Raw genomic sequence first — 18,607 nt, 5'->3', positions numbered from 1 at the left:
GGCGCTGAACTTAAGCCCCGGCGCGGCATCCTGCCGCGCCGCGGTTATTCGCCCACCAGCATCGTGTCCTGCGGAGCCCGGTCGCGCTGCGCTTTGGTGGCGAGGAAGTAGAGATAGCCGACCAGCATAATGGCGAAAAACAGTGCGCCAATCACCGGATTAAACCACAGCATCGCCAGCAGGCAGATGACTGACAGCAGCAGAGCGATGCCCGGTACAATCGGATAGCCCGGCGCGCGGAAACTGCGCACCATCTCCGGCGCGCTGCGGCGTAGTTTAAACAGGCTCAGCATGCTCATGATGTACATCACAATCGCGCCAAACACCGCCATGGTGATCATCGCCGCCGTCAGCGTCATTCCCTGCAGATTAATCACGCCATCGCTGTAAATCGCCGCGATGCCCAGCACGCCGCCGAGAATAATGGCGCGATGTGGGGTCTGGAAACGCGACAGTTTTGCCAGCGAAGGCGGCAGATAGCCCGCGCGGGCCAGGGCAAAAAACTGCCGTGAATAGCCGAGGATGATGCCGTGGAAGCTGGCAATCAGGCCAAACAGCCCAATCCACACCAGCATATGCATCCAGGTAGAGTGTTCGCCAACGATCATTTTCATCGCCTGTGGCAGCGGATCGTTAATGTCGGCCAGTTTACGCCAGTCACCTGCGCCGCCCGCCATCAGCATTACGCCAATTGCCAGCACTACCAGCGTCAGGATCCCGCTGATCCAGGCACGGGGAATGGTCCGGGTAGGATCTTTCGCCTCTTCGGCCGCCATCGCGGCACCTTCAATGGCAAGGAAAAACCAGATAGCGAAGGGAATAGCGGCGAAAATGCCGGAGAAGGCGGGCAGTCCGAAGCTGTCACTGCCCGCCCAGCCGTGTGCGGCAAAGTTTGCCAGGCTGAAGCCAGGTGAGACCACGCCCATAAATACCAGCAGCTCAATGACCGCCAGTACAGTGACAACCAGTTCGAACATCGCCGCCAGTTTTACACCGAGAATATTCAGCGTCATAAACAGCAGGTACGCGCCGACCGCCGCGGTTTTCGGATTAAGTTCGGGATACTGCACATTCAGATAAGCCCCGATCGCCATGGCAATCGCCGGAGGCGCAAAGACAAATTCAATCAGCGTCGCCAGACCAGCAATCAGCCCGCCGGTTTCGCCAAAGGCGCGACAGCTATAGGCAAAGGGTCCGCCTGCATGAGGGATCGCGGTGGTCAGCTCGGTGAAGCTAAAAATAAAGCAGGTGTAGAGCGTGGCGATCAGCGCGGTAGTAACCAGAAATCCCAGCGTGCCCGCCACGGCCCAGCCGTAACTCCAGCCAAAATATTCGCCTGAGATCACCAGGCCAACCGCAATCCCCCACAGATGCAGGGTGCCCAGCGTGGGCTTGAGTCTGTTTGTCATTCTGCTATCCCCGTCGTTGTTGGTCTCACGCGGCCTTACACCGCCATAACTACTAAAGTAAGGGGATAATGCCGTTGCATTACTCACCACGACTTGACGCGGGCGCAGTGACTTCTGTCCTCCACGGTCAACTCACAGGCAACAACCGGGCCGGATGCACGCTGCGGTCAACTTTGTCTCTTCTGAGGTCAAGCAACTCACCTTCTGGCAACACATGCTGAGATAACGCAAGTGAAAAGGAGCCGGATGATGAGCGCAAAACAATATGACAACCTGACTGATTCCCAACTCACCCTGATGGCGCAGCAGGCGCTGGCCTGTTATCCCGCTGCGCTGCAGGGGCAGCTCAGCCTGCTGTGCCGCTCAGAGAACGCCACGTTCCTGGTTAAAGCGGCAGGCCGGCGTTATGCGCTGCGGCTGCATCGCGGCGATTACCATCAGAAAGCGGATATCCTTAGCGAACTGCTGTGGCTCGACGCGCTGCGCGAAACCGGCATTATGGTGCCGGAAGCGGTGCCGGACAACGCGGGCGAAACGGTGCTGACGCTGCGGCTGCCGGATGGCAGTGAGCGCTACGTGGTGCTGTTTCACTGGATCGAGGGGGAGATGCCGACCACCGACGTTGATCCCCGCGCCTTTCAGCAGCTGGGACAGATTACCGCGCGGCTGCATCAGCACAGTAAGCAGTGGCAGCCACCCGCGGGTTTCCAGCGCATCATCTGGGATCACCACACCATGACCAGCGCTGAGAGTCACTGGGGACGCTGGCAGGATGCGCCCACTCTGCCTCCCGCCGATCACGGCGTCGTCGAACAGACGATCGCGCAGGTCGGCGCGGCGATGGCGCAGTTTGGTAAGGGATCGGATCGCTATGGTCTGATCCACGCCGATCTGCGGCTGACCAATCTGCTGCTGCACAAGGGCGAAACGCGGGTGATCGACTTCGATGACTGCGGACTTGGCTGGTATCTGCACGATCTGGCGGCGGCGATCAGTTTTGTTGAGCATCATCCGCGCGCACCAGAGTGGATCGATCACTGGATACGCGGTTATGAGCAGGTGGCGCATATCAGCGATGCCGAGATGGCCATGCTGCCCGCGCTGCTGATCCAGCGTCGTATCCAGCTCACCGCCTGGATAGGATCGCATGCTGAAACCGAAATGGCGCGCAGTCTCGGCCCGGAGTGGGCCAGTCACTCGGTCCGCCTCTGCCGCGATTATCTGGCGGGTAAACCGCTGCCGGTCGGCGTCTGATGCACCAGCGGCGGGCGTAGCTGCGCCGCCGCAGTGCCGGATGCCGTGTCCGCGCGCAGTCTGGACCACCCGCAGGCGGTGCGGCGGGGCCTGGGAACCTGGTATGGAATTTGCTCTGATCTCAGGAACGGGTGATCCACCTGACTTCTGACTGAGGCGACCATGAATCCGACACTGATCAAGCCTGATGCATTTGCGGCCTGCTCTGCAGCGGCGGGGGCAGGCAATCACGGCGTGCTGGCTGCGGCGGCGACCGGTTTAAGCGAGTTTATTCATTCTCAGGGCGGCGATGTTGATCGCATTTTTGGCATCAGCGGCATCGATCCGGAGCGCCTGGCCAGCCCGACGCTGAGCCTGGGGCTGGTTAACTATTGTCGGGTACTGGAAGAGGCGGCGCGTCACTCCGGTTTTGATAACTTCGGTTTGCACTACGGCAGGCAGTTTAAACCGCAGTCATTAGGTCTGATCGGCTACATTGGCTTGTGCTCCGATACGCTGGAACAGGCGCTGCACAATGTGGTTAACGCATTTCCCTGGCATCAGCACGACACCTTAACCCGGCTGGTGGATAAGGGAGAGTGCTGGCGGCTCGACTATCAGGTACGGCACGGCGCGATCCTGTCGCGCCGTCAGGATGCCGAGCTGACGCTGGGAATGTTTATGAATCTGATCCGCCACGTCGCTGGCAGACACTGGGCACCACGTGAAGTCCATTTCGAACACCCCCGTCCCGGCCAGTGGCACGATCACTGCAAAGTATTTGATGCGCCGGTCTGGTTCGATCAGCCGTTTAATTCGCTGGTGATCCCGAAACGCGATCTGCTGCGCGCGATGCCGGAGAGCGATCCGATCCTGTTGATGGTGATGCAGGATGCGATCCGGCGGCTGAACCGTGGGACGTCTCAACAGAGCATGATTGAGCAGGCGCGTTCGCAGGTTAATTTATCGCTGATGCAGGGCGAGCCGGTACTGGAAGAGGTGGCGGATAAACTCGGGCTGTCGAGCTGGTCACTGCAGCGACGGCTGCGCGAAGAGGGCAGCAGCTTTACTGCGCTGGTGGATCAGGTGCGCTGCGAGATGGCGACGTACTATCTGCAGCAGAAGCAGCTGCCGATCTCGGAGATGGCGTTGCTGCTGGGCTACTCGGAAGTCAGCGCGTTCTCACGCGCATTTCGCCGCTGGTTTGGCATCAGTCCGCGCCAGTGGCGTCAGGAAGGTCTGGCCAGCTAACCACGCGGCGCAAAGCCAAACCACGCCGGTTGTCCAGGCTCCGGTGGCGGTGGCAGATCGCGCGTTTGTGCCACCAGTTGCCAGGCACGCAGGCAGAGCGCCTCATCCCCCTGAGTCTGCGTCACCGCATAATGTCTGCTATGTTGCTGCCACTCCATCCGTACCAGACATTGCTGACCCGTATAACGTACCGCATCAGTAAACTGCCGATTCAGTACCGGCTGCATTCGATTAGTCCAGTGACAGGATTTACTGTCCGGATCCTTCGCAGGCTCACACAGGTTTGCCACGCTATCACGTTGCTTTGACAAAGGTTGCTGACAGGCACTGAGCGAAAAAGCAATAATCACACCCGGCAACATTCTCACTATTGTATTAATTAAATTCATTAAATTAGCCACTTTTTTCTAAAGATCTTCCGGTCTGCTGCCGACAGTCTACAGACCGGCATGCTGAATGCTATGGCATTCCTCCGACTGTCGGCAGAACCAGAATTTACCGCCCCTGTGCGGATGATGTCTCTTTTCACTTCATGGATTAGAAATGCAGAAAAAATATGCCTTTGCGGCACTCTCCTTGTTAACCACCTCGCTGATCAGCGGCTGTGCCACCGAATCTTCCCGTGCAATTCAGGCGCCGCAGGTTCGCGCAGCCAGCCAGCCGGTTTATCAGGGCGTGCGCAGCCCGATTGCGGTAGGTCAGTTTGATAACCGTTCCTCGTACATGAACGGCATCTTCTCTGATGGCGTCGATCGGCTGGGTAATCAATCGAAAACCATTCTGATTACCCATCTGCAGCAGACCAATCGCTTCAGCGTGCTGGATCGCAGCAACCTGAAAGAGTTGCAGCAGGAGTCAGACTTCAAACGCAGCCAGCAGAATATCAAAGGCGCGAACTTCATCATCACCGGTGATATCACCGAGTTTGGCCGCAAAGAAGTAGGCGATCAGCAGCTGTGGGGCATTCTGGGCCGCGGCAAAACTCAGATCGCCTATGCCAAAGTGAATCTCAACGTGGTGGATGTCGCCACCTCTGAAGTGGTTTACAGCACCCAGGGTGCGGGCGAGTACCAGCTTTCGGCACGCGAAGTGATCGGCTTTGGCGGCACCAGCAGCTATGACTCGACGCTGAACGGTAAAGTGATGGATCTGGCGATTCGCGAAGCGGTTGATCATTTAGTGGATGGAATCAACAACGGCGCATGGCGCCCGGCTAAATAAGGAAGCAGTAAATGAAAATGATGACACTGAGCAGCCTGCTGATGGCAGCGGCGCTGTTGGCCGGCTGTGCGCCAAAAGCGCCGAAAACGATCTACTACTGGGGCGACTATCAGGAACAGATTTATAGCTACTATCAGCAAAGCGGCGATCCGCTGAAGCAGATCGATGCGCTGAATCTGGATGTGGAAAAAGCCCGTGCTGCGGGTCAGCCAGTGCCGCCAGGCCTGCATGCGCAGCTCGGCCTGCTCTACGCTAAAACCGGTGATACCAATAAAGCGTTTGGTCAGTTCGCCACCGAGAAGCAGCTGTTTCCCGAATCGGCACCTTACATGGATTTTCTGATGAGTAAAAAACAAGGAGGGGTACAGTGAAAAAATGGATTGCTCTGAGCGGCGCGCTGATCGTGCTGCTACTGACTGGCTGTGCGCAGCCGAAAAAACCGTATGACTACACGGCGTTTCATGCCAGCAAGCCTGCCTCGATTCTGGTGCTGCCTGCCGCTAACACCTCGCCGGATATCAACGCTGCGCACAGCCTGAACTCGCTGGTGACGCGTCCGCTGGCCGAGGCCGGTTACTACGTCTTCCCGGTAGCGGTGGTTGAAGAGACCTTTCAGCAGAACGGCCTGTCCAGCGCCAGCGACGCCCAGGCGGTCAGCGCGAAGCGTCTGAATGAGATTTTCCACGCCGACAGCGCGCTCTATATCTCGATCAGCGACTATGGCAGCAGCTATCGTGTCATTGACAGCGTGACCACGGTGACCGCCAAAGCACGGCTGGTGGATTTACGCAGCGGCAAAGAGATCTGGCAGGGTTCCGCCACCGCTACCGACAATGATCAGGGCAACAATAACAATAACGGCGTGATCGGTATTCTGGTCAGCGCGGCGATCAAGCAGATCTCCGACAACGTCAGTGACAAAGCCCATACCGTGGCCGGACTGACCAGCAATCGTCTGCTGGCACAGAACGAGCAGGGCGGATTACTCACCGGCCCTCGCTACAAGGTCGTCAGCGCCCGCTGATCAGACTCAGACGGGCGCTCTGGCGCCCGTTATCCCTGCGGCAGCTCCAGCTGGCTGTAACCCAGGCCATTCATTTTGCGCACTTTAATCTGCACCGGGATGCGCTCTTTCATCGCTTCCACGTGGCTGATCACCCCAATGGTTTTGCCGCTGGCGTTCAGCGCGTCCAGGGCATCCAGCGCGGTGTCGAGCGTCTGCGCATCCAGCGTGCCGAACCCCTCATCCAGAAACAGCGATTCGATGCGCGTTTTGTGGCTGACCAGATCTGATAACGCCAGTGCCAGCGCCAGACTGACCAGGAAGCTCTCGCCACCTGATAACGTGCGGGTATCGCGCGCCGCATCGGCCTGCCAGGTATCGACGACATCCAGCTCCAGCAGATCCTGCGCCCGGCGCTGCAGCAGATAACGGCCATGTAGCCGATCAAGCTGGCGATTAGCGAGCGCGACCAGATGATCCAGCGTTAACCCTTGCGCGAAGCGCCTGAACTTGTCGCCGCTGGCGGAGCCGATCAGATCGTTGAGCAGGCTCCACTGCGCCAGTATCACACCATCCTGTTCAATCTGCGTCATCAGGCTCTGCTGTCGGGCGCGGAGACTGGCGTCGCTGTACAGCTGCTGCTGAATCTGACCCTGCTGGCTGGCGTTGTCGCGCAGGGCCAGCCGCAACTGCTCCAGCTGCTGCGCCAGCGCTTCCGCAGATTCCGGCATCGCGTCGGGCTTCGCCTGCTGATGCGCGCTGAGCCGCTGATGCAGATCCGCCAGTCGCGCCTGCTGCTGCTGGCATTGCTGATCGAGCTGCTGCAGCTGCTGGCGCAGTTGCAGTGCAGTCTGCTCATCCAGCAGCGCCTCGCGCAGGCTGGCTTCATCGGCAAATCCGGCGCTCTCCAGTGCCTGCTGCAGTGCGCTTTCCGCCTCTGCCAGTTTGCCGCTGAGGGTCTGACGCTGATTTTCCAGCCCCGACAGCTCACCCTGCAGGCGACTGACCTCGGCGTGCGCCTGTTGCAGGGCGGTGAGCTGCTGTGCCAGCTGTTCATCAGCGTGCTGAACGCGGGTCTGCATCTGCTGACGGGCGAGGGTAACCTCGCGATCGCCGAACAGCGCCAGACGGGCACGGCGCATCTCGCTGAGCTGCGTCTGGCTCTGCTGCTGCTGCTGCTGACGGGTCGTGAGCTGCTGCTGTTCCTGTTCAGCCTGCTGCTGCAGGGCAGTGAGCTGAGTTTCCCCTTTTAACAGCTGCGGCTGCAGGTTAGCGAGCAACTGCTCACTTTCCTGCCAGCGCTGCCAGCGCCGCTGTTGCTCCGCCAGCCACGCATCGCGATGGGCGGCATCGGGCAGGGCAAGACTGTGTGCAGTGAACTGCTGCTCCAGACGGCTCTGCAACTGCGCCCAGGCCTGCTGTTCCTGCTGCTGACGCTGTTGCAGCGCATCCAGCGCCTGTTGCAGGCTGGTCAGCGACTGCTGCGCCAGCTGTCCGGCCTGCTGGTGCTGCTGCCAGGCCTGCAATTGCTGAAGATGGTGATCTTTCGCAGCCTGACGCGCCTGTTCAGCGGCCTCCTGAGCCTGTCGCTGCTGCTCAAGCTGACTTTCACGGTCGCTTTGCTGCTGCTGCCACGTGGCTAAGGACTCGCGATCGGCAAGCGGGAAGGTAAGTGCCAGCTCACCGCTCAGCGCCTGCCATTGCTGCTCAAGCTGATCAAGCTGTTGCTGCATCCCGGCGATTTCCTCGCGCAGAGTCTGCTGCTGCACCGTTGATTGCTTCAGCTGTTCGTTTTTTGCCGTGCCCGCTTCGCGCAGTGCCTCGGTTTGTTGTTGCAGCGCAGCCCGGCGCTGCTGGTTAGCACTTACTTCCAGTGTGCTGTAGGCCTCGACCGCAGGATGGGTGCAGGAGCCGCACAGCGGACAGGGCTGATCGGCGGTGAGCCGGGCGCGGTAATCGCTGAGGTCGACAATCTGCTGCTCCAGCGCGCAGATTTTTTCGACGTCATCCAGCTGCTGCTTTTCGCGTTTCCACGTCTCGCGCAGGGTCTGAAGTTCCGCTTCACTCTGCTGATGCGCTTTTACCAGCGCGCTCAGCTTTTGCTGGTGCTGGTCCAGCTGCTGGTGCAGCGGCTGCCACTGCGTTGAGAGCAGCAGCAGTTGCTGACGCGCCGGACGACTGTTCTGCAACTGGCTTAATGCCTGGCGCAGTGCAGCCGGTGGATGCTGTTCATGAAGCGAAGTGAGTTCCTGCTCCGCCTGCAACAGCGCCTGGCGGGCCTGTTGCTCCGCCTGCTGGCGCGGCAGTGCCTGTTGTGCCTGCTGCTGCTGTTTCGCCTGTTGCGCATCAATCTGTTGCTGCTGCTGCTCGCGCTGTTGTGTCAGTTCCGCCAGCGTCGCCTCACGCTGTGCCAGCAAAGCAAAATTCTCCTGCCATACCGGCAGCGAAGCGCCCCAGTGCGCCAGATCGGCAAGCTGCTCGCGTAACTGATGCTGTTCTGTAATCGCCTGCTGCCAGCCCGCGACCTGCTGCATCTGCTGCGTCAGGCTGGCCTGGGTCTGATCGGCATGCTGCTGCAGACGACTGTTCTCCTGCTGCTGCTCCGCAAGGTGCTGCTGCAGCGTACTCATCCGCTGATCCAGCGGCAGCACCTGTTCCGTCAGCAGGTTTTCCTGCTGCTGCTGTTCCTGCTGCGCCTGCTGGCGGGCCGTCTGAGCGGCTGCGTAGTGCTGCTGATGCTGCTGCTGCTGGTTCTGCGCCAGCGCCGTCGCTGACGTGAGCTGCTGATAGCGGCTCTCAGCCTGCTGCTGTTCGCTGCGCAACGCGTCGCGCTGCTGCAGTTTTATCCGCAGCTTTTCAGCCGGTTCGCTGCGAGCCAGCCGCTGGCGATCCGTCTCTGCCGCCTGTGAGACGGCCTGAGCCTGCTGCAGCGCGGCTTCAGCCTGCGCACTGTCCTGCAGTAACTGCTGTGCCTGCTGCTGCCATTGCTGCTGTTGCTGCGCCAGTTGATAGTGTGCACTGAGCTGCTGTTCCGCGTCAGTCAGAGCGGTGAGCTGCTGTTGCAGGGCGTCACGGGCGTCGCTATCCAGCAGGGCCATCGCCCCCGCCTGGCTGCGCAGCAGATCCAGCTGAGTTTTCGCCTCTTTGTGGCGCTCGTAGATGGCAGCGGAAATCAGGCCGTAAATTTCGGTGCCGGTTAGCTCCTCCAGCAGTTCGGCGCGTTCACTGGCTTTAGCATTGAGGAAGGCGGCAAACTGGCCCTGTGACAGCATCATCGAGCGGGTAAAGCGTTCGAAATCAAGACCTGAGAGGGTTTCGATCAGCTTCAGCTTGTCACCGACTTTATCGGCAACAATGAGGTTGTCGTCACAGCGCGCCAGCTCAACGCGCGGTGCCTGCAGTTTGCCGTCGGCGGTGCCGCGTGCGCGGTTCTGGCTCCAGAAGGCGCGCCAGGCTTCACCTTTGATCTCAAACTCGACCTCAGCCAGACATTCTGCGCAGTCGCGGGTCATCAGGGCATTCTGGCTCTGGGAAATCGCCCCCAGGCGCGGCGTCTGGTGATAGAGCGCCAGGCAGATCGCGTCCAGCAGGGTGGTTTTACCGGCCCCGGTGGCCCCGGTTATGGCAAACAGGCCGTTGCTGGCAAAGGGTTCGGCGCGGAAGTCGATGAACCATTCACCGCGCAGGGCGTTGAGGTTTTTAAACCGTAGCGTAAGAATCTTCATCGGGTCTCTTCCATAGCGGCCAGCGTCTGGCGAAACAGCGTGGTCATCTCGTCAATTTGCGCCGGTTGCAGCGCCTCATCCAGCGCCAGGCGGCGCGCGAAGACCTCTTCCACCTTCAGCTCACTCAGCGTTTCGTTGTCGAGCCGCGCCAGGCTCTGCTGACGCTGTTCACGACTGCGGCGTAACAGCAATACCTCGACCGGCAGCGTAGCGGTCAGTGTTTCGACCTGGCGCTGCAGATCGCTGAGGTACTCCTGGGTGGTAACTTCGATGTCGAGCCAGGTCGGTTTTTCCTGCTCTGTCGTACTAAAGGCGTTTAGCTGCTCCGCAATCTGCGCCAGCGAACCTTTCAGCACCTGCATCGGCTGCGCCTGTGGCACCACCAGCGGCGTAACTGACTGCAGGCCACTGACCGCCAGTTCCAGCAGGAAGACGCTCTTTTCACTCCCCAGCTCATCAAAGCTCAGCGGAATCGGCGAGCCGCTATAGCGGATATGCTCGCTGCCGGCCACGCGCTGGGCGCGATGAATATGGCCGAGCGCAATATAGTCAGCAGCCGGAAACGCGCTGGCCGGAAACGCGTCCAGCGTGCCGATGTAGATGTCGCGCACCGAATCGCTCTGGCTGACGCCGACAGTGGTGAGGTGACCGGTAGCAATGATTGGCAGCGCATAGCCCAGCGCCTGGGCAGCGGCGAAACGCTGCTGATAGTGGTGGGCAATCGCCTCCAGCAGCGAGGTCTGTTTGTCGCGGCCCGACTGACCCGCCCGGCTGCGCAGGATATCGCGCGGGCGCAGATAGGGAATGGCGCACAGTAGCGCACCCGGCTCGCCCTGGCGGGTGTTGAGCAGTAGCACATCATCCTGCTCCTGCGGTGTAGCGATCACCCGGGTATTGAGACAGGCCAGCAGCTCGCGTGACTCGTTCAGCGTTGCCACGGAATCGTGGTTACCCGCCAGCACAATCAGCTGACAGCCGGTGGGCTGCAGCGCCACCACAAAACGGTTAAACATCTCGCGGGCGTAGCTGGGCGGCGTGCCGGTATCAAACAGGTCGCCTGCAATAATCAGCGCATCCACCTGATGCTGTTCAATCTGGATCAACAGCCAGTCGAGAAACGCCTGATGTTCGGCTGCCCGACTTTTGTTGTAAAAGAACTGCCCCAGATGCCAGTCCGCAGTATGAATAATGCGCATGATGAGTCCCTGCCGTTGTGATTCGCCGGGCGATTATACTGGCTCTGCGGCCAAAGCAAAAAAATGTCGCTGCGCTGTCATAAATGATTACCAGTGAGGTTACAGGCAGGTTATGTTTTTCATAAAAGTGTCACAAATCTGACGCATAATGGCGCCGCGAATCTCAGTGACAGCCGTCATAATCAGCAGGAGTAATAATGGCTAAGCGCATTTTGGTTGTGGAGGATGAAGCCCCCATCCGTGAAATGTTGTGTTTTGTTCTGGAGCAGAACGACTATCAGCCAATCGAGGCGGAAGATTATGACAGCGCCGTTGGCAAGCTGATTGAACCCTGGCCCGATCTGATTTTGCTGGACTGGATGTTACCCGGTGGCAGCGGTATTCAGTTTATTAAGCATCTGAAGCGCGAGGCGATGACCCGCGATATCCCGGTGATGATGCTGACCGCGCGTGGCGAAGAGGAAGATCGGGTACGTGGCCTGGAAGTGGGCGCCGATGATTACATTACCAAGCCGTTTTCACCCAAAGAGCTGATGGCGCGGATCAAAGCGGTGATGCGCCGCATTTCGCCGATGGCGGTGGAAGAGGTGATTGAGATGCAGGGGCTGAGTCTGGATCCCTCCTCACATCGCGTGATGTCCGAAACCACGCCGCTGGAGATGGGCCCCACCGAATATAAGCTGCTGCACTTCTTTATGACTCACCCGGAACGCGTCTACAGCCGCGAACAGCTGCTGAACCACGTCTGGGGCACCAATGTGTATGTGGAGGATCGCACTGTCGATGTTCACATTCGCCGTTTACGTAAAGCGCTGGAAGTCTCCGGCCACGATCGCATGGTACAAACCGTCCGTGGAACAGGGTATCGTTTCTCTGCCCGCTACTGAACGGAGCCTTTACCGTGCTGGAACGCCTCTCCTGGAAGAGATTACTGACAGAACTGCTGCTGGCCAGTCTGCCTGCTGCGCTGCTGGGCCTGCTGTTTGGCAGCCTGCCCTGGTGGCTGCTGGTGAGCGTGCTGGTGGTGCTGTTGTGGCATTTCCACAATCTGATGCGGCTGTCGCACTGGCTGTGGCTCGACCGCACCATGACGCCACCGACCGGGCGTGCCAGCTGGGAACCGCTGTTTTATGGGCTTTACCAGATGCAACTGCGCAACCGGCGGCGGCGGCGTGAACTGGGCAATCTCATTAAACGCTTCCGCAGCGGGGCCGAATCGCTGCCGGATGCGGTGATCCTGACCACGGAAGAGGGCACTATTTTCTGGTGTAACGGCCTGGCGCAACAGCACCTGGGGCTGCGCTGGCCGGAAGATAATGGCCAGAATATCCTCAATCTGCTGCGTTACCCGGAGTTCTCCCGCTATCTTCGCCAGCGCGATTTTGACAAGCCGCTGACGCTGGTGCTGAACAACAAACTTCATATGGAATTCCGCGTCATGCCCTACAGCGAGGGGCAATGGCTGCTGGTAGCCCGTGATGTGACGCAGATGCATCAGCTGGAAGGGGCGCGCCGTAACTTCTTTGCCAACGTCAGCCATGAGTTACGGACGCCGCTCACCGTGCTACAGGGCTATCTGGAGATGATGAACGACTCGGTGATGAGCGAGCCTTCGCGCAGCAAAGCGCTGCACACCATGTCGGAGCAGACGCGCCGCATGGACAGCCTGGTGAAACAGCTGCTGACGCTGTCGCGTATTGAAGCCGCCCCCGCGATCGATCTCAAAGAGAAGGTCGATGTGCCGGTGATGCTGAAACTGCTGCAGCATGAGGCGGCGACACTGAGTGGCGGTCGGCACGATATCCATTTTCATACCGATCCCCATCTGAAAGTGTTCGGCAACGACGAACAGCTGCGCAGCGCGATCTCCAACCTGGTTTACAACGCGGTCAATCACACCCCGGAGGGCACGCGGATCGATATCAGCTGGCTGCGTGGCAAGCAGGGCGCAACCTTCCGGGTATGCGACAACGGGCCAGGTATCGCCTCAGAACATATTCCGCGTCTGACCGAGCGCTTCTACCGGGTTGATAAAGCGCGTTCACGCGCCACCGGCGGCAGCGGGCTGGGGCTGGCGATTGTGAAACATGCGCTGAGCCACCACAACGCGCGGCTCGATATCACCAGCGTGCCGCATAAAGAGACCTGTTTTACTTTTACGCTGCCCGCGAGGTTGATTGTCAGCAGCGTGATGCAGGAGAATGCCGTTCATTAATCGCTGCCGGATCTCTCTGATGCGCCTCCTTCTTTTGTTAATCGTCTCTCTGCTGCCGGGCATGGCGCTGGCCCAGCCCGGCGCGCTCTCCGGCAATCTCAGCAGCGTCGGATCCGACACGCTTGGCTATCTGATGACCCTGTGGGGCGAAGATTTCAGCCGCCAGGCACCGGGCGTTAATGTGCAGGTTCAGGCCTCTGGTTCGTCTACCGCGCCGACCGCGCTGGCAGCGGGTGCCGCTCAGCTCGGGCCGATGAGCCGACCGATGCAGGCCGACGAACGCCAGGCCTTTGAGGCGCGCTACGGCTATCCGCCGCTGGCGGTGCCGGTGGCGATGGATGCGCTGGTGGTGGTGGTGAATCAGCGCAATCCGCTGCAGCAGATTGAACCGCGTCAGCTCGATGCTATTTTCTCCATTACCCGCCTGTGTGGCGCGCACGGTGTGCCGCTGCGCTGGGGCGATCTCGGTTTAACCGGCGACCAGTGGCGCAAACGGCCGATTCAGCGTTATGGCCGCAACTCCGCCTCCGGCACGTGGGGTTTCTTCAAGCAGCAGGTGCTGTGCAAAGGCGATTTCCGCAGCGACGTGGCAGAGTTTCCCGGCTCGGCCGCCGTGGTGCAGGCGGTGGCCGGTAATTCGCGCAGCATCGGTTACGCCAGTTTCGGCTTTCATCTCAGCGGTGTAAAAATGCTGGCGGTGATGAACGATCAGGGGCAGGCGATTGTTCCGGATGCCGATGCTATCCGCAGTGGCCGCTATCCCTGGGCGCGTCCGCTCTATCTCTACGTCAACAAAGCGCCCGGCAAACCGTTGCCACCGCTGGTCGCCGCCTTTTTGCAGCAGGTACTTTCTCCTCAAGGCCAGCGGCGGGTCAGCGAAGCAGGCTACCTGCCGCTCTCTGACAGCCAGATGGCACAGGCACGCGCAGCGCTGCAATAATTTCCAACCTGAATTTTTTTCATCATCGCTGAATTTTCTTCAGTTGCAGACAGAGGTTACTCATGTCACTCTGCATTCAGACATATAGCCATCCAGATGGCTATCCATATCAGAATGTAATTATTTCCTGCCGCAATCATTTGCAGGAGAGACAGGAGTGATCATGCAAAGAGAAACCGCCCCGTTCCGCGCCGACACCGTTGGCAGCTTCCTGCGTCCTGCTGCGATTAAGCAGGCGCGCGAACAGTTTTCAGCGGGCGAGATTGATGCCGCAGCCCTGCGTCAGGTTGAAGATGCGGCAATCCGCGATGTAGTCGCGAAACAGCGCGAAAATGGCCTGAAAGTGGTGACAGACGGCGAGTTCCGTCGTGGCTGGTGGCATTTCGACTTCTTCTATGGCCTTGACGGCGTCGAGAGCTATGAAGCGGAGCAGGGCATCCAGTTTAATGGCGTTCAGACTAAAGCGCATGGCGTGAAAGTGGTGAGCAAACTCGGTTTCCCGGCGGATCACCCGATGCTCGGCCATTTTCGCTTCCTGCAGAGTATTGCCGGTGATGCGGTGCCGAAGATGACCATTCCCAGCCCCAGCGTGCTGCACTTCCGCGGTGGACGCAAAGTGATTGATTCGGAAGTCTATCCCGATCTGGCGGACTACTTCGACGATCTGGCGCAGACTTACAAACAGGCGATCAAGGCCTTTTACGACGCGGGCTGTCGCTATCTGCAGCTGGATGACACCGTCTGGGCGTATCTCTGTTCCGAAGATCAGAAGCGCGATATCCGCGCACGTGGCGACGATCCGGACCAGCTGGCCCAGACGTATGCTCAGGTGTTGAATAAAGCGCTGGCGGATAAACCTGCCGATCTGACCGTGGGTCTGCATGTCTGTCGCGGTAATTTCCGCTCAACCTGGATTTCTGAAGGCGGCTATGGACCCGTGGCAGAAATCCTGTTCGGCAGCGTCAACGTGGATGCGTTCTTCCTGGAGTATGACAATGCCCGTTCTGGCGGCTTTGAGCCACTGCGTTACGTCAGGCCGGGCCATCAGCAGGTTGTTCTGGGCCTGATCACCACCAAAGTAGGTGAGCTGGAAGATCCGGCGCAGGTGAAAGCCCGACTGGAAGAGGCGACGCAGTATGTCAGCCTGGACCAGATCTGCCTCAGCCCGCAGTGCGGCTTTGCTTCTACCGAAGAGGGCAATAGCCTGAGCGAAGCGGAGCAATGGCAGAAGATTCGTTTAGTGGTCGATATCGCTAATCAGGTCTGGTAATGCTGTAACGTTGTGCAGACAGGCGCGTAAAACGCGCCTTTTGTGTATCTTCTGGCCCATTTATGCGGGGTTTTCTCACGCTCTGTCTGTTATTTAAGCACATCATCTTGTGTGCCTACGGCAAAAATTAACGCTATCCACTGCCTTTTGAAAAAATGGCGGCATAACCTTCTGGTTTTCCGATCCCGTATTGCCTTTCACCGCTATAAACGTTTTACTTAGCGCCGTTGTCGATCCATCCCTCTGTGAACAGAATAAAAGCAGCTTAAATCACCTGCGCTTTACCCTGCGATGAGCATAATGCGCTGACATTGTCAGCCAGGTCGCGGTTTGCACGCAGCGAGGGGACAACACTAACCCAACTTCCACCGCAACATCAGTGACAGGCCGTATGACACATCGTTTAACTTCGAAGGACATTCTCGCGCTGGGCTTTATGACATTTGCCCTGTTTGTTGGCGCGGGTAACATCATTTTTCCGCCAATGGTCGGCATTCAGTCTGGCGAACACGTCTGGACAGCCGCGATTGGTTTTCTGATTACCGCAGTCGGTCTGCCCGTGATGACCGTGATCGCGCTGGCCCGCGTCGGCGGCGGCGTGGATGCGCTCAGCAGCCCGATAGGCAAGGTCGCTGGTATCGTGCTGGCCACCGTGTGCTATCTGGCTGTCGGGCCGCTGTTTGCTACCCCGCGCACGGCAACGGTCTCGTTTGAGATGGGCATTGCACCGCTGACCGGCGATGGCGCGCTGCCGCTGTTCATCTATAGCCTGATCTACTTCGCGCTGGTGATTGGCGTGTCGCTCTATCCGGGCAAGCTGCTCGACACGGTAGGGCACTTCCTTGCGCCACTAAAAATTATCGCGCTGACCGTGCTGGGCGTAGCTGCACTGGTCTGGCCTGCAGGCGGGACCATTCCGGCGACGGCTGATTATCAGCGTGCGGCGTTCTCCAGCGGTTTTGTTAATGGCTATCTGACCATGGATACGCTGGGCGCGCTGGTGTTTGGCATCGTGATTGTTAATGCCGCCCGTTCACGTGGTGTTGATAATGCCGCGCTGCTGACCCGCTATACCGTGCTGGCAGGATTGATTGCCGGTCTGGGCCTGACGCTGGTCTACCTCTGCCTGTTTAAACTGGGCGCGGGCAGCGGGGCGCTGGTGGATCAAAATGCCAATGGTGCAGCGATTCTGCACGCGTATGTTCAGCATACCTTTGGCAACATGGGCAGCTTCTTCCTGGCCGCGCTGATCTTCGTCGCTTGTATGGTGACCGCTGTCGGCCTGACCTGTGCCTGTGCGGAATTTTTTGCGCAATACCTGCCGTTGTCGTATAAAACGCTGGTGTTTATTCTGGGTCTGTTCTCGATGGTGGTGTCGAATCTCGGCCTGAGCCACCTGATTCAGATCTCCATCCCGGTACTGACGGCGATCTATCCGCCCTGTATCGTGCTGGTGGTGCTGAGTTTCACCCTCAACTGGTGGAATAAGAGCAGCCGGATTATCGCGCCAGCGATGCTGGTAAGCCTGCTGTTTGGCATTGTTGATGCGATTAAAACTACCGGGTTTAAAGATTTGCTGCCGGCATTCAGTCAGCATCTGCCGCTGGCCGATCAGGGTCTCGCCTGGTTGCCACCGTCGCTGGTAATGCTGCTGATTGCCGCTGTTGTGGATCGGGTGAAAGGACCGGAACAGGTGACGGTTCACTCGTAACAGAGCGCACTGATTCTTCTTTAACCACGGGCTTGCCCGTGGTTTTTTCATTTCACAGGTACAGGTTGTTATGCAAGAAACCAATAAGCTCAAACGCGGACTGAGCACGCGCCACATCCGTTTTATGGCGCTGGGATCGGCGATTGGCACCGGGCTGTTTTACGGTTCCGCCGACGCGATAAAAATGGCCGGACCGAGCGTGCTGCTCGCCTATATCATCGGCGGGGCAGTAGCCTACATCATCATGCGCGCGCTGGGTGAGATGTCCGTTAACAATCCTCAGGCCAGCTCTTTCTCCCGCTACGCGCAGGACTACCTTGGGCCGATGGCGGGCTATATCACCGGCTGGACCTACTGTTTTGAAATCCTGATTGTGGCGATTGCGGACGTTACCGCATTCGGCATCTATATGGGCGTCTGGTTCCCTGAGGTGCCGCACTGGATTTGGGTGCTGAGCGTGGTGCTGATCATCGGTGCCGTCAATCTGATGAGCGTGAAGGTGTTTGGCGAAGTGGAGTTCTGGTTCTCCTTCTTCAAAGTCGCCACCATCATTGTGATGATTCTGGCTGGTTTCGGCATGATTATCTGGGGGATTGGCAACGGCGGTCAGCCGACCGGTATCCATAACCTCTGGACCAACGGCGGCTTCTTCGCCCACGGCGTCGTCGGCATGCTGCTGTCGCTACAGATGGTGATGTTCGCCTATGGCGGCATCGAAATCATCGGTATCACTGCGGGTGAAGCGAAAGATCCGGAGAAGTCGATTCCGCGCGCGATTAACTCGGTGCCGTGGCGCATTCTGGTGTTCTACGTTGGCACGCTGTTTGTGATTATGTCGATCTATCCCTGGAATCAGGTAGGAACCTCGGGCAGCCCGTTTGTGCTGACCTTCCAGCATCTGGGGATCGCGGCAGCCGCCTCTATCCTCAATTTCGTCGTGCTGACCGCGTCGCTCTCGGCGATTAACAGCGATGTGTTTGGCGTGGGTCGCATGCTGCACGGGATGGCGCAGCAGGGTCATGCGCCGAAAGTCTTTATGAAGGTCTCGTCGCGCGGGATTCCGTGGGTGACGGTGGTGGTGATGATGTTCGCCATGCTGATTGCGGTTTATCTCAACTACCTGATGCCGGAAAAAGTCTTCCTGGTGATCGCCTCGCTGGCGACCTTTGCAACGGTGTGGGTCTGGATCATGATTCTGCTGTCGCAGATCGCCTTCCGTCGCAAAATTGGCAAAGAGGCGGCGAGTAAGCTGCAGTTTGCGCTGCCAGGTGGCAGCTGGACGGCTGGCGTTGGCGTTGCGTTCCTCTGCTTTATTATCGGTCTGATTGGTTATTTCCCCGATACCCGCATTTCACTCTATGTTGGCATGGTGTGGATTGTGGTGCTGCTACTGGGCTATAAACTGGTGCGTAAACCACGCTAATCTCCTGTTC

At 58.8% G+C, this 18,607-nt stretch carries 15 protein-coding genes; 11 read left to right on the top strand and 4 right to left on the bottom strand.

Features of this window, described 5'->3' with window-relative positions:
* Nucleotides 1–44 precede the first annotated feature (44 nt).
* The gene (gene eat, locus K6R05_RS14560) at nt 45–1,409 is read right to left on the bottom strand and encodes an ethanolamine permease (RefSeq protein ID WP_222924448.1); all 1,365 of its coding nucleotides are present in this window, start codon (nt 1,407–1,409) and stop codon (nt 45–47) included.
* 249 nt (nt 1,410–1,658) lie between these two features.
* Between eat and K6R05_RS14555 the strand changes: the two genes are divergently transcribed.
* The gene (locus K6R05_RS14555; protein WP_222925496.1) at nt 1,659–2,663 is read left to right on the top strand and encodes a phosphotransferase enzyme family protein; all 1,005 of its coding nucleotides are present in this window, start codon (nt 1,659–1,661) and stop codon (nt 2,661–2,663) included.
* A gap of 162 nt (nt 2,664–2,825) precedes the next feature.
* On the top strand, nt 2,826–3,893 hold the full coding sequence (qhpR, locus tag K6R05_RS14550) for an AraC-like transcriptional regulator QhpR (protein ID WP_222924447.1): 1,068 nt from the start codon (nt 2,826–2,828) through the stop codon (nt 3,891–3,893).
* Here qhpR and K6R05_RS14545 read toward each other — a convergent pair.
* Nucleotides 3,890–4,282, bottom strand: coding sequence for a cell envelope integrity TolA C-terminal domain-containing protein (locus tag K6R05_RS14545; protein ID WP_222924446.1), 393 nt, complete (start codon nt 4,280–4,282; stop codon nt 3,890–3,892). The two genes, qhpR and K6R05_RS14545, sit on opposite strands and share 4 nt — an antisense overlap.
* A 154-nt stretch (nt 4,283–4,436) precedes the next feature.
* On the opposite strand from K6R05_RS14545, the gene K6R05_RS14540 reads away from it, so the two are divergent.
* From K6R05_RS14540 to K6R05_RS14530, 3 genes are read left to right on the top strand one after another with little or no spacing between them, the layout of a single operon-like run.
* Nucleotides 4,437–5,114, top strand: coding sequence for a CsgG/HfaB family protein (locus K6R05_RS14540; RefSeq protein WP_161735299.1), 678 nt, complete (start codon nt 4,437–4,439; stop codon nt 5,112–5,114).
* 11 nt (nt 5,115–5,125) lie between these two features.
* Nucleotides 5,126–5,485, top strand: a complete 360-nt coding sequence (locus K6R05_RS14535; RefSeq protein WP_161735297.1) for a DUF4810 domain-containing protein — start codon at nt 5,126–5,128, stop codon at nt 5,483–5,485.
* Nucleotides 5,482–6,138, top strand: coding sequence for a DUF799 domain-containing protein (locus tag K6R05_RS14530; RefSeq protein WP_161735295.1), 657 nt, complete (start codon nt 5,482–5,484; stop codon nt 6,136–6,138). Before K6R05_RS14535 ends, K6R05_RS14530 begins: the two co-directional genes overlap by 4 nt.
* A gap of 29 nt (nt 6,139–6,167) precedes the next feature.
* Here the strand turns inward: K6R05_RS14530 and K6R05_RS14525 are convergent, their stop codons facing one another.
* Both K6R05_RS14525 and sbcD read right to left on the bottom strand, forming a co-directional pair.
* Entirely contained in the window at nt 6,168–9,842 is a 3,675-nt protein-coding gene (locus K6R05_RS14525; RefSeq protein WP_222924445.1) for an AAA family ATPase, read from the bottom strand.
* Nucleotides 9,839–11,038 carry an exonuclease subunit SbcD gene (sbcD, locus tag K6R05_RS14520; protein WP_222924443.1) on the bottom strand — a complete coding sequence of 400 codons (1,200 nt, stop codon included), beginning with the start codon at nt 11,036–11,038 and terminating at the stop codon, nt 9,839–9,841. The genes K6R05_RS14525 and sbcD overlap by 4 nt, the downstream gene beginning before the upstream one ends.
* 197 nt (nt 11,039–11,235) lie before the next feature.
* Between sbcD and phoB the strand changes: the two genes are divergently transcribed.
* From phoB to proY, 6 genes are all read left to right on the top strand, one after another.
* A complete protein-coding gene (phoB, locus tag K6R05_RS14515; RefSeq protein ID WP_003852491.1) occupies nt 11,236–11,925 on the top strand; it encodes a phosphate response regulator transcription factor PhoB in 690 nt (229 codons plus the stop codon).
* Nucleotides 11,926–11,939: 14 nt separating this feature from the next.
* Nucleotides 11,940–13,253 carry a phosphate regulon sensor histidine kinase PhoR gene (gene phoR, locus K6R05_RS14510; protein WP_222924441.1) on the top strand — a complete coding sequence of 438 codons (1,314 nt, stop codon included), beginning with the start codon at nt 11,940–11,942 and terminating at the stop codon, nt 13,251–13,253.
* 19 nt (nt 13,254–13,272) lie between these two features.
* Nucleotides 13,273–14,193, top strand: a complete 921-nt coding sequence (locus tag K6R05_RS14505) for a PstS family phosphate ABC transporter substrate-binding protein (RefSeq protein WP_222924440.1) — start codon at nt 13,273–13,275, stop codon at nt 14,191–14,193.
* 163 nt (nt 14,194–14,356) lie between these two features.
* On the top strand, nt 14,357–15,463 hold the full coding sequence (locus K6R05_RS14500) for a cobalamin-independent methionine synthase II family protein (RefSeq protein ID WP_161735286.1): 1,107 nt from the start codon (nt 14,357–14,359) through the stop codon (nt 15,461–15,463).
* Nucleotides 15,464–15,854: 391 nt separating this feature from the next.
* Nucleotides 15,855–17,174, top strand: coding sequence for a branched-chain amino acid transporter carrier protein BrnQ (brnQ, locus tag K6R05_RS14495; RefSeq protein WP_222924439.1), 1,320 nt, complete (start codon nt 15,855–15,857; stop codon nt 17,172–17,174).
* Nucleotides 17,175–17,244: 70 nt separating this feature from the next.
* Complete coding sequence (proY, locus tag K6R05_RS14490) at nt 17,245–18,597, top strand: proline-specific permease ProY (protein ID WP_033731734.1); 1,353 nt, start codon at nt 17,245–17,247, stop codon at nt 18,595–18,597.
* Nucleotides 18,598–18,607 lie beyond the last annotated feature (10 nt).

Source organism: Pantoea alfalfae, assembly GCF_019880205.1.
Taxonomy (GTDB): domain Bacteria; phylum Pseudomonadota; class Gammaproteobacteria; order Enterobacterales; family Enterobacteriaceae; genus Pantoea; species Pantoea alfalfae.
The sequence above is the reverse complement of the archived record's forward strand: the minus strand, read 5'-3'. Positions and strand labels throughout refer to the sequence as shown.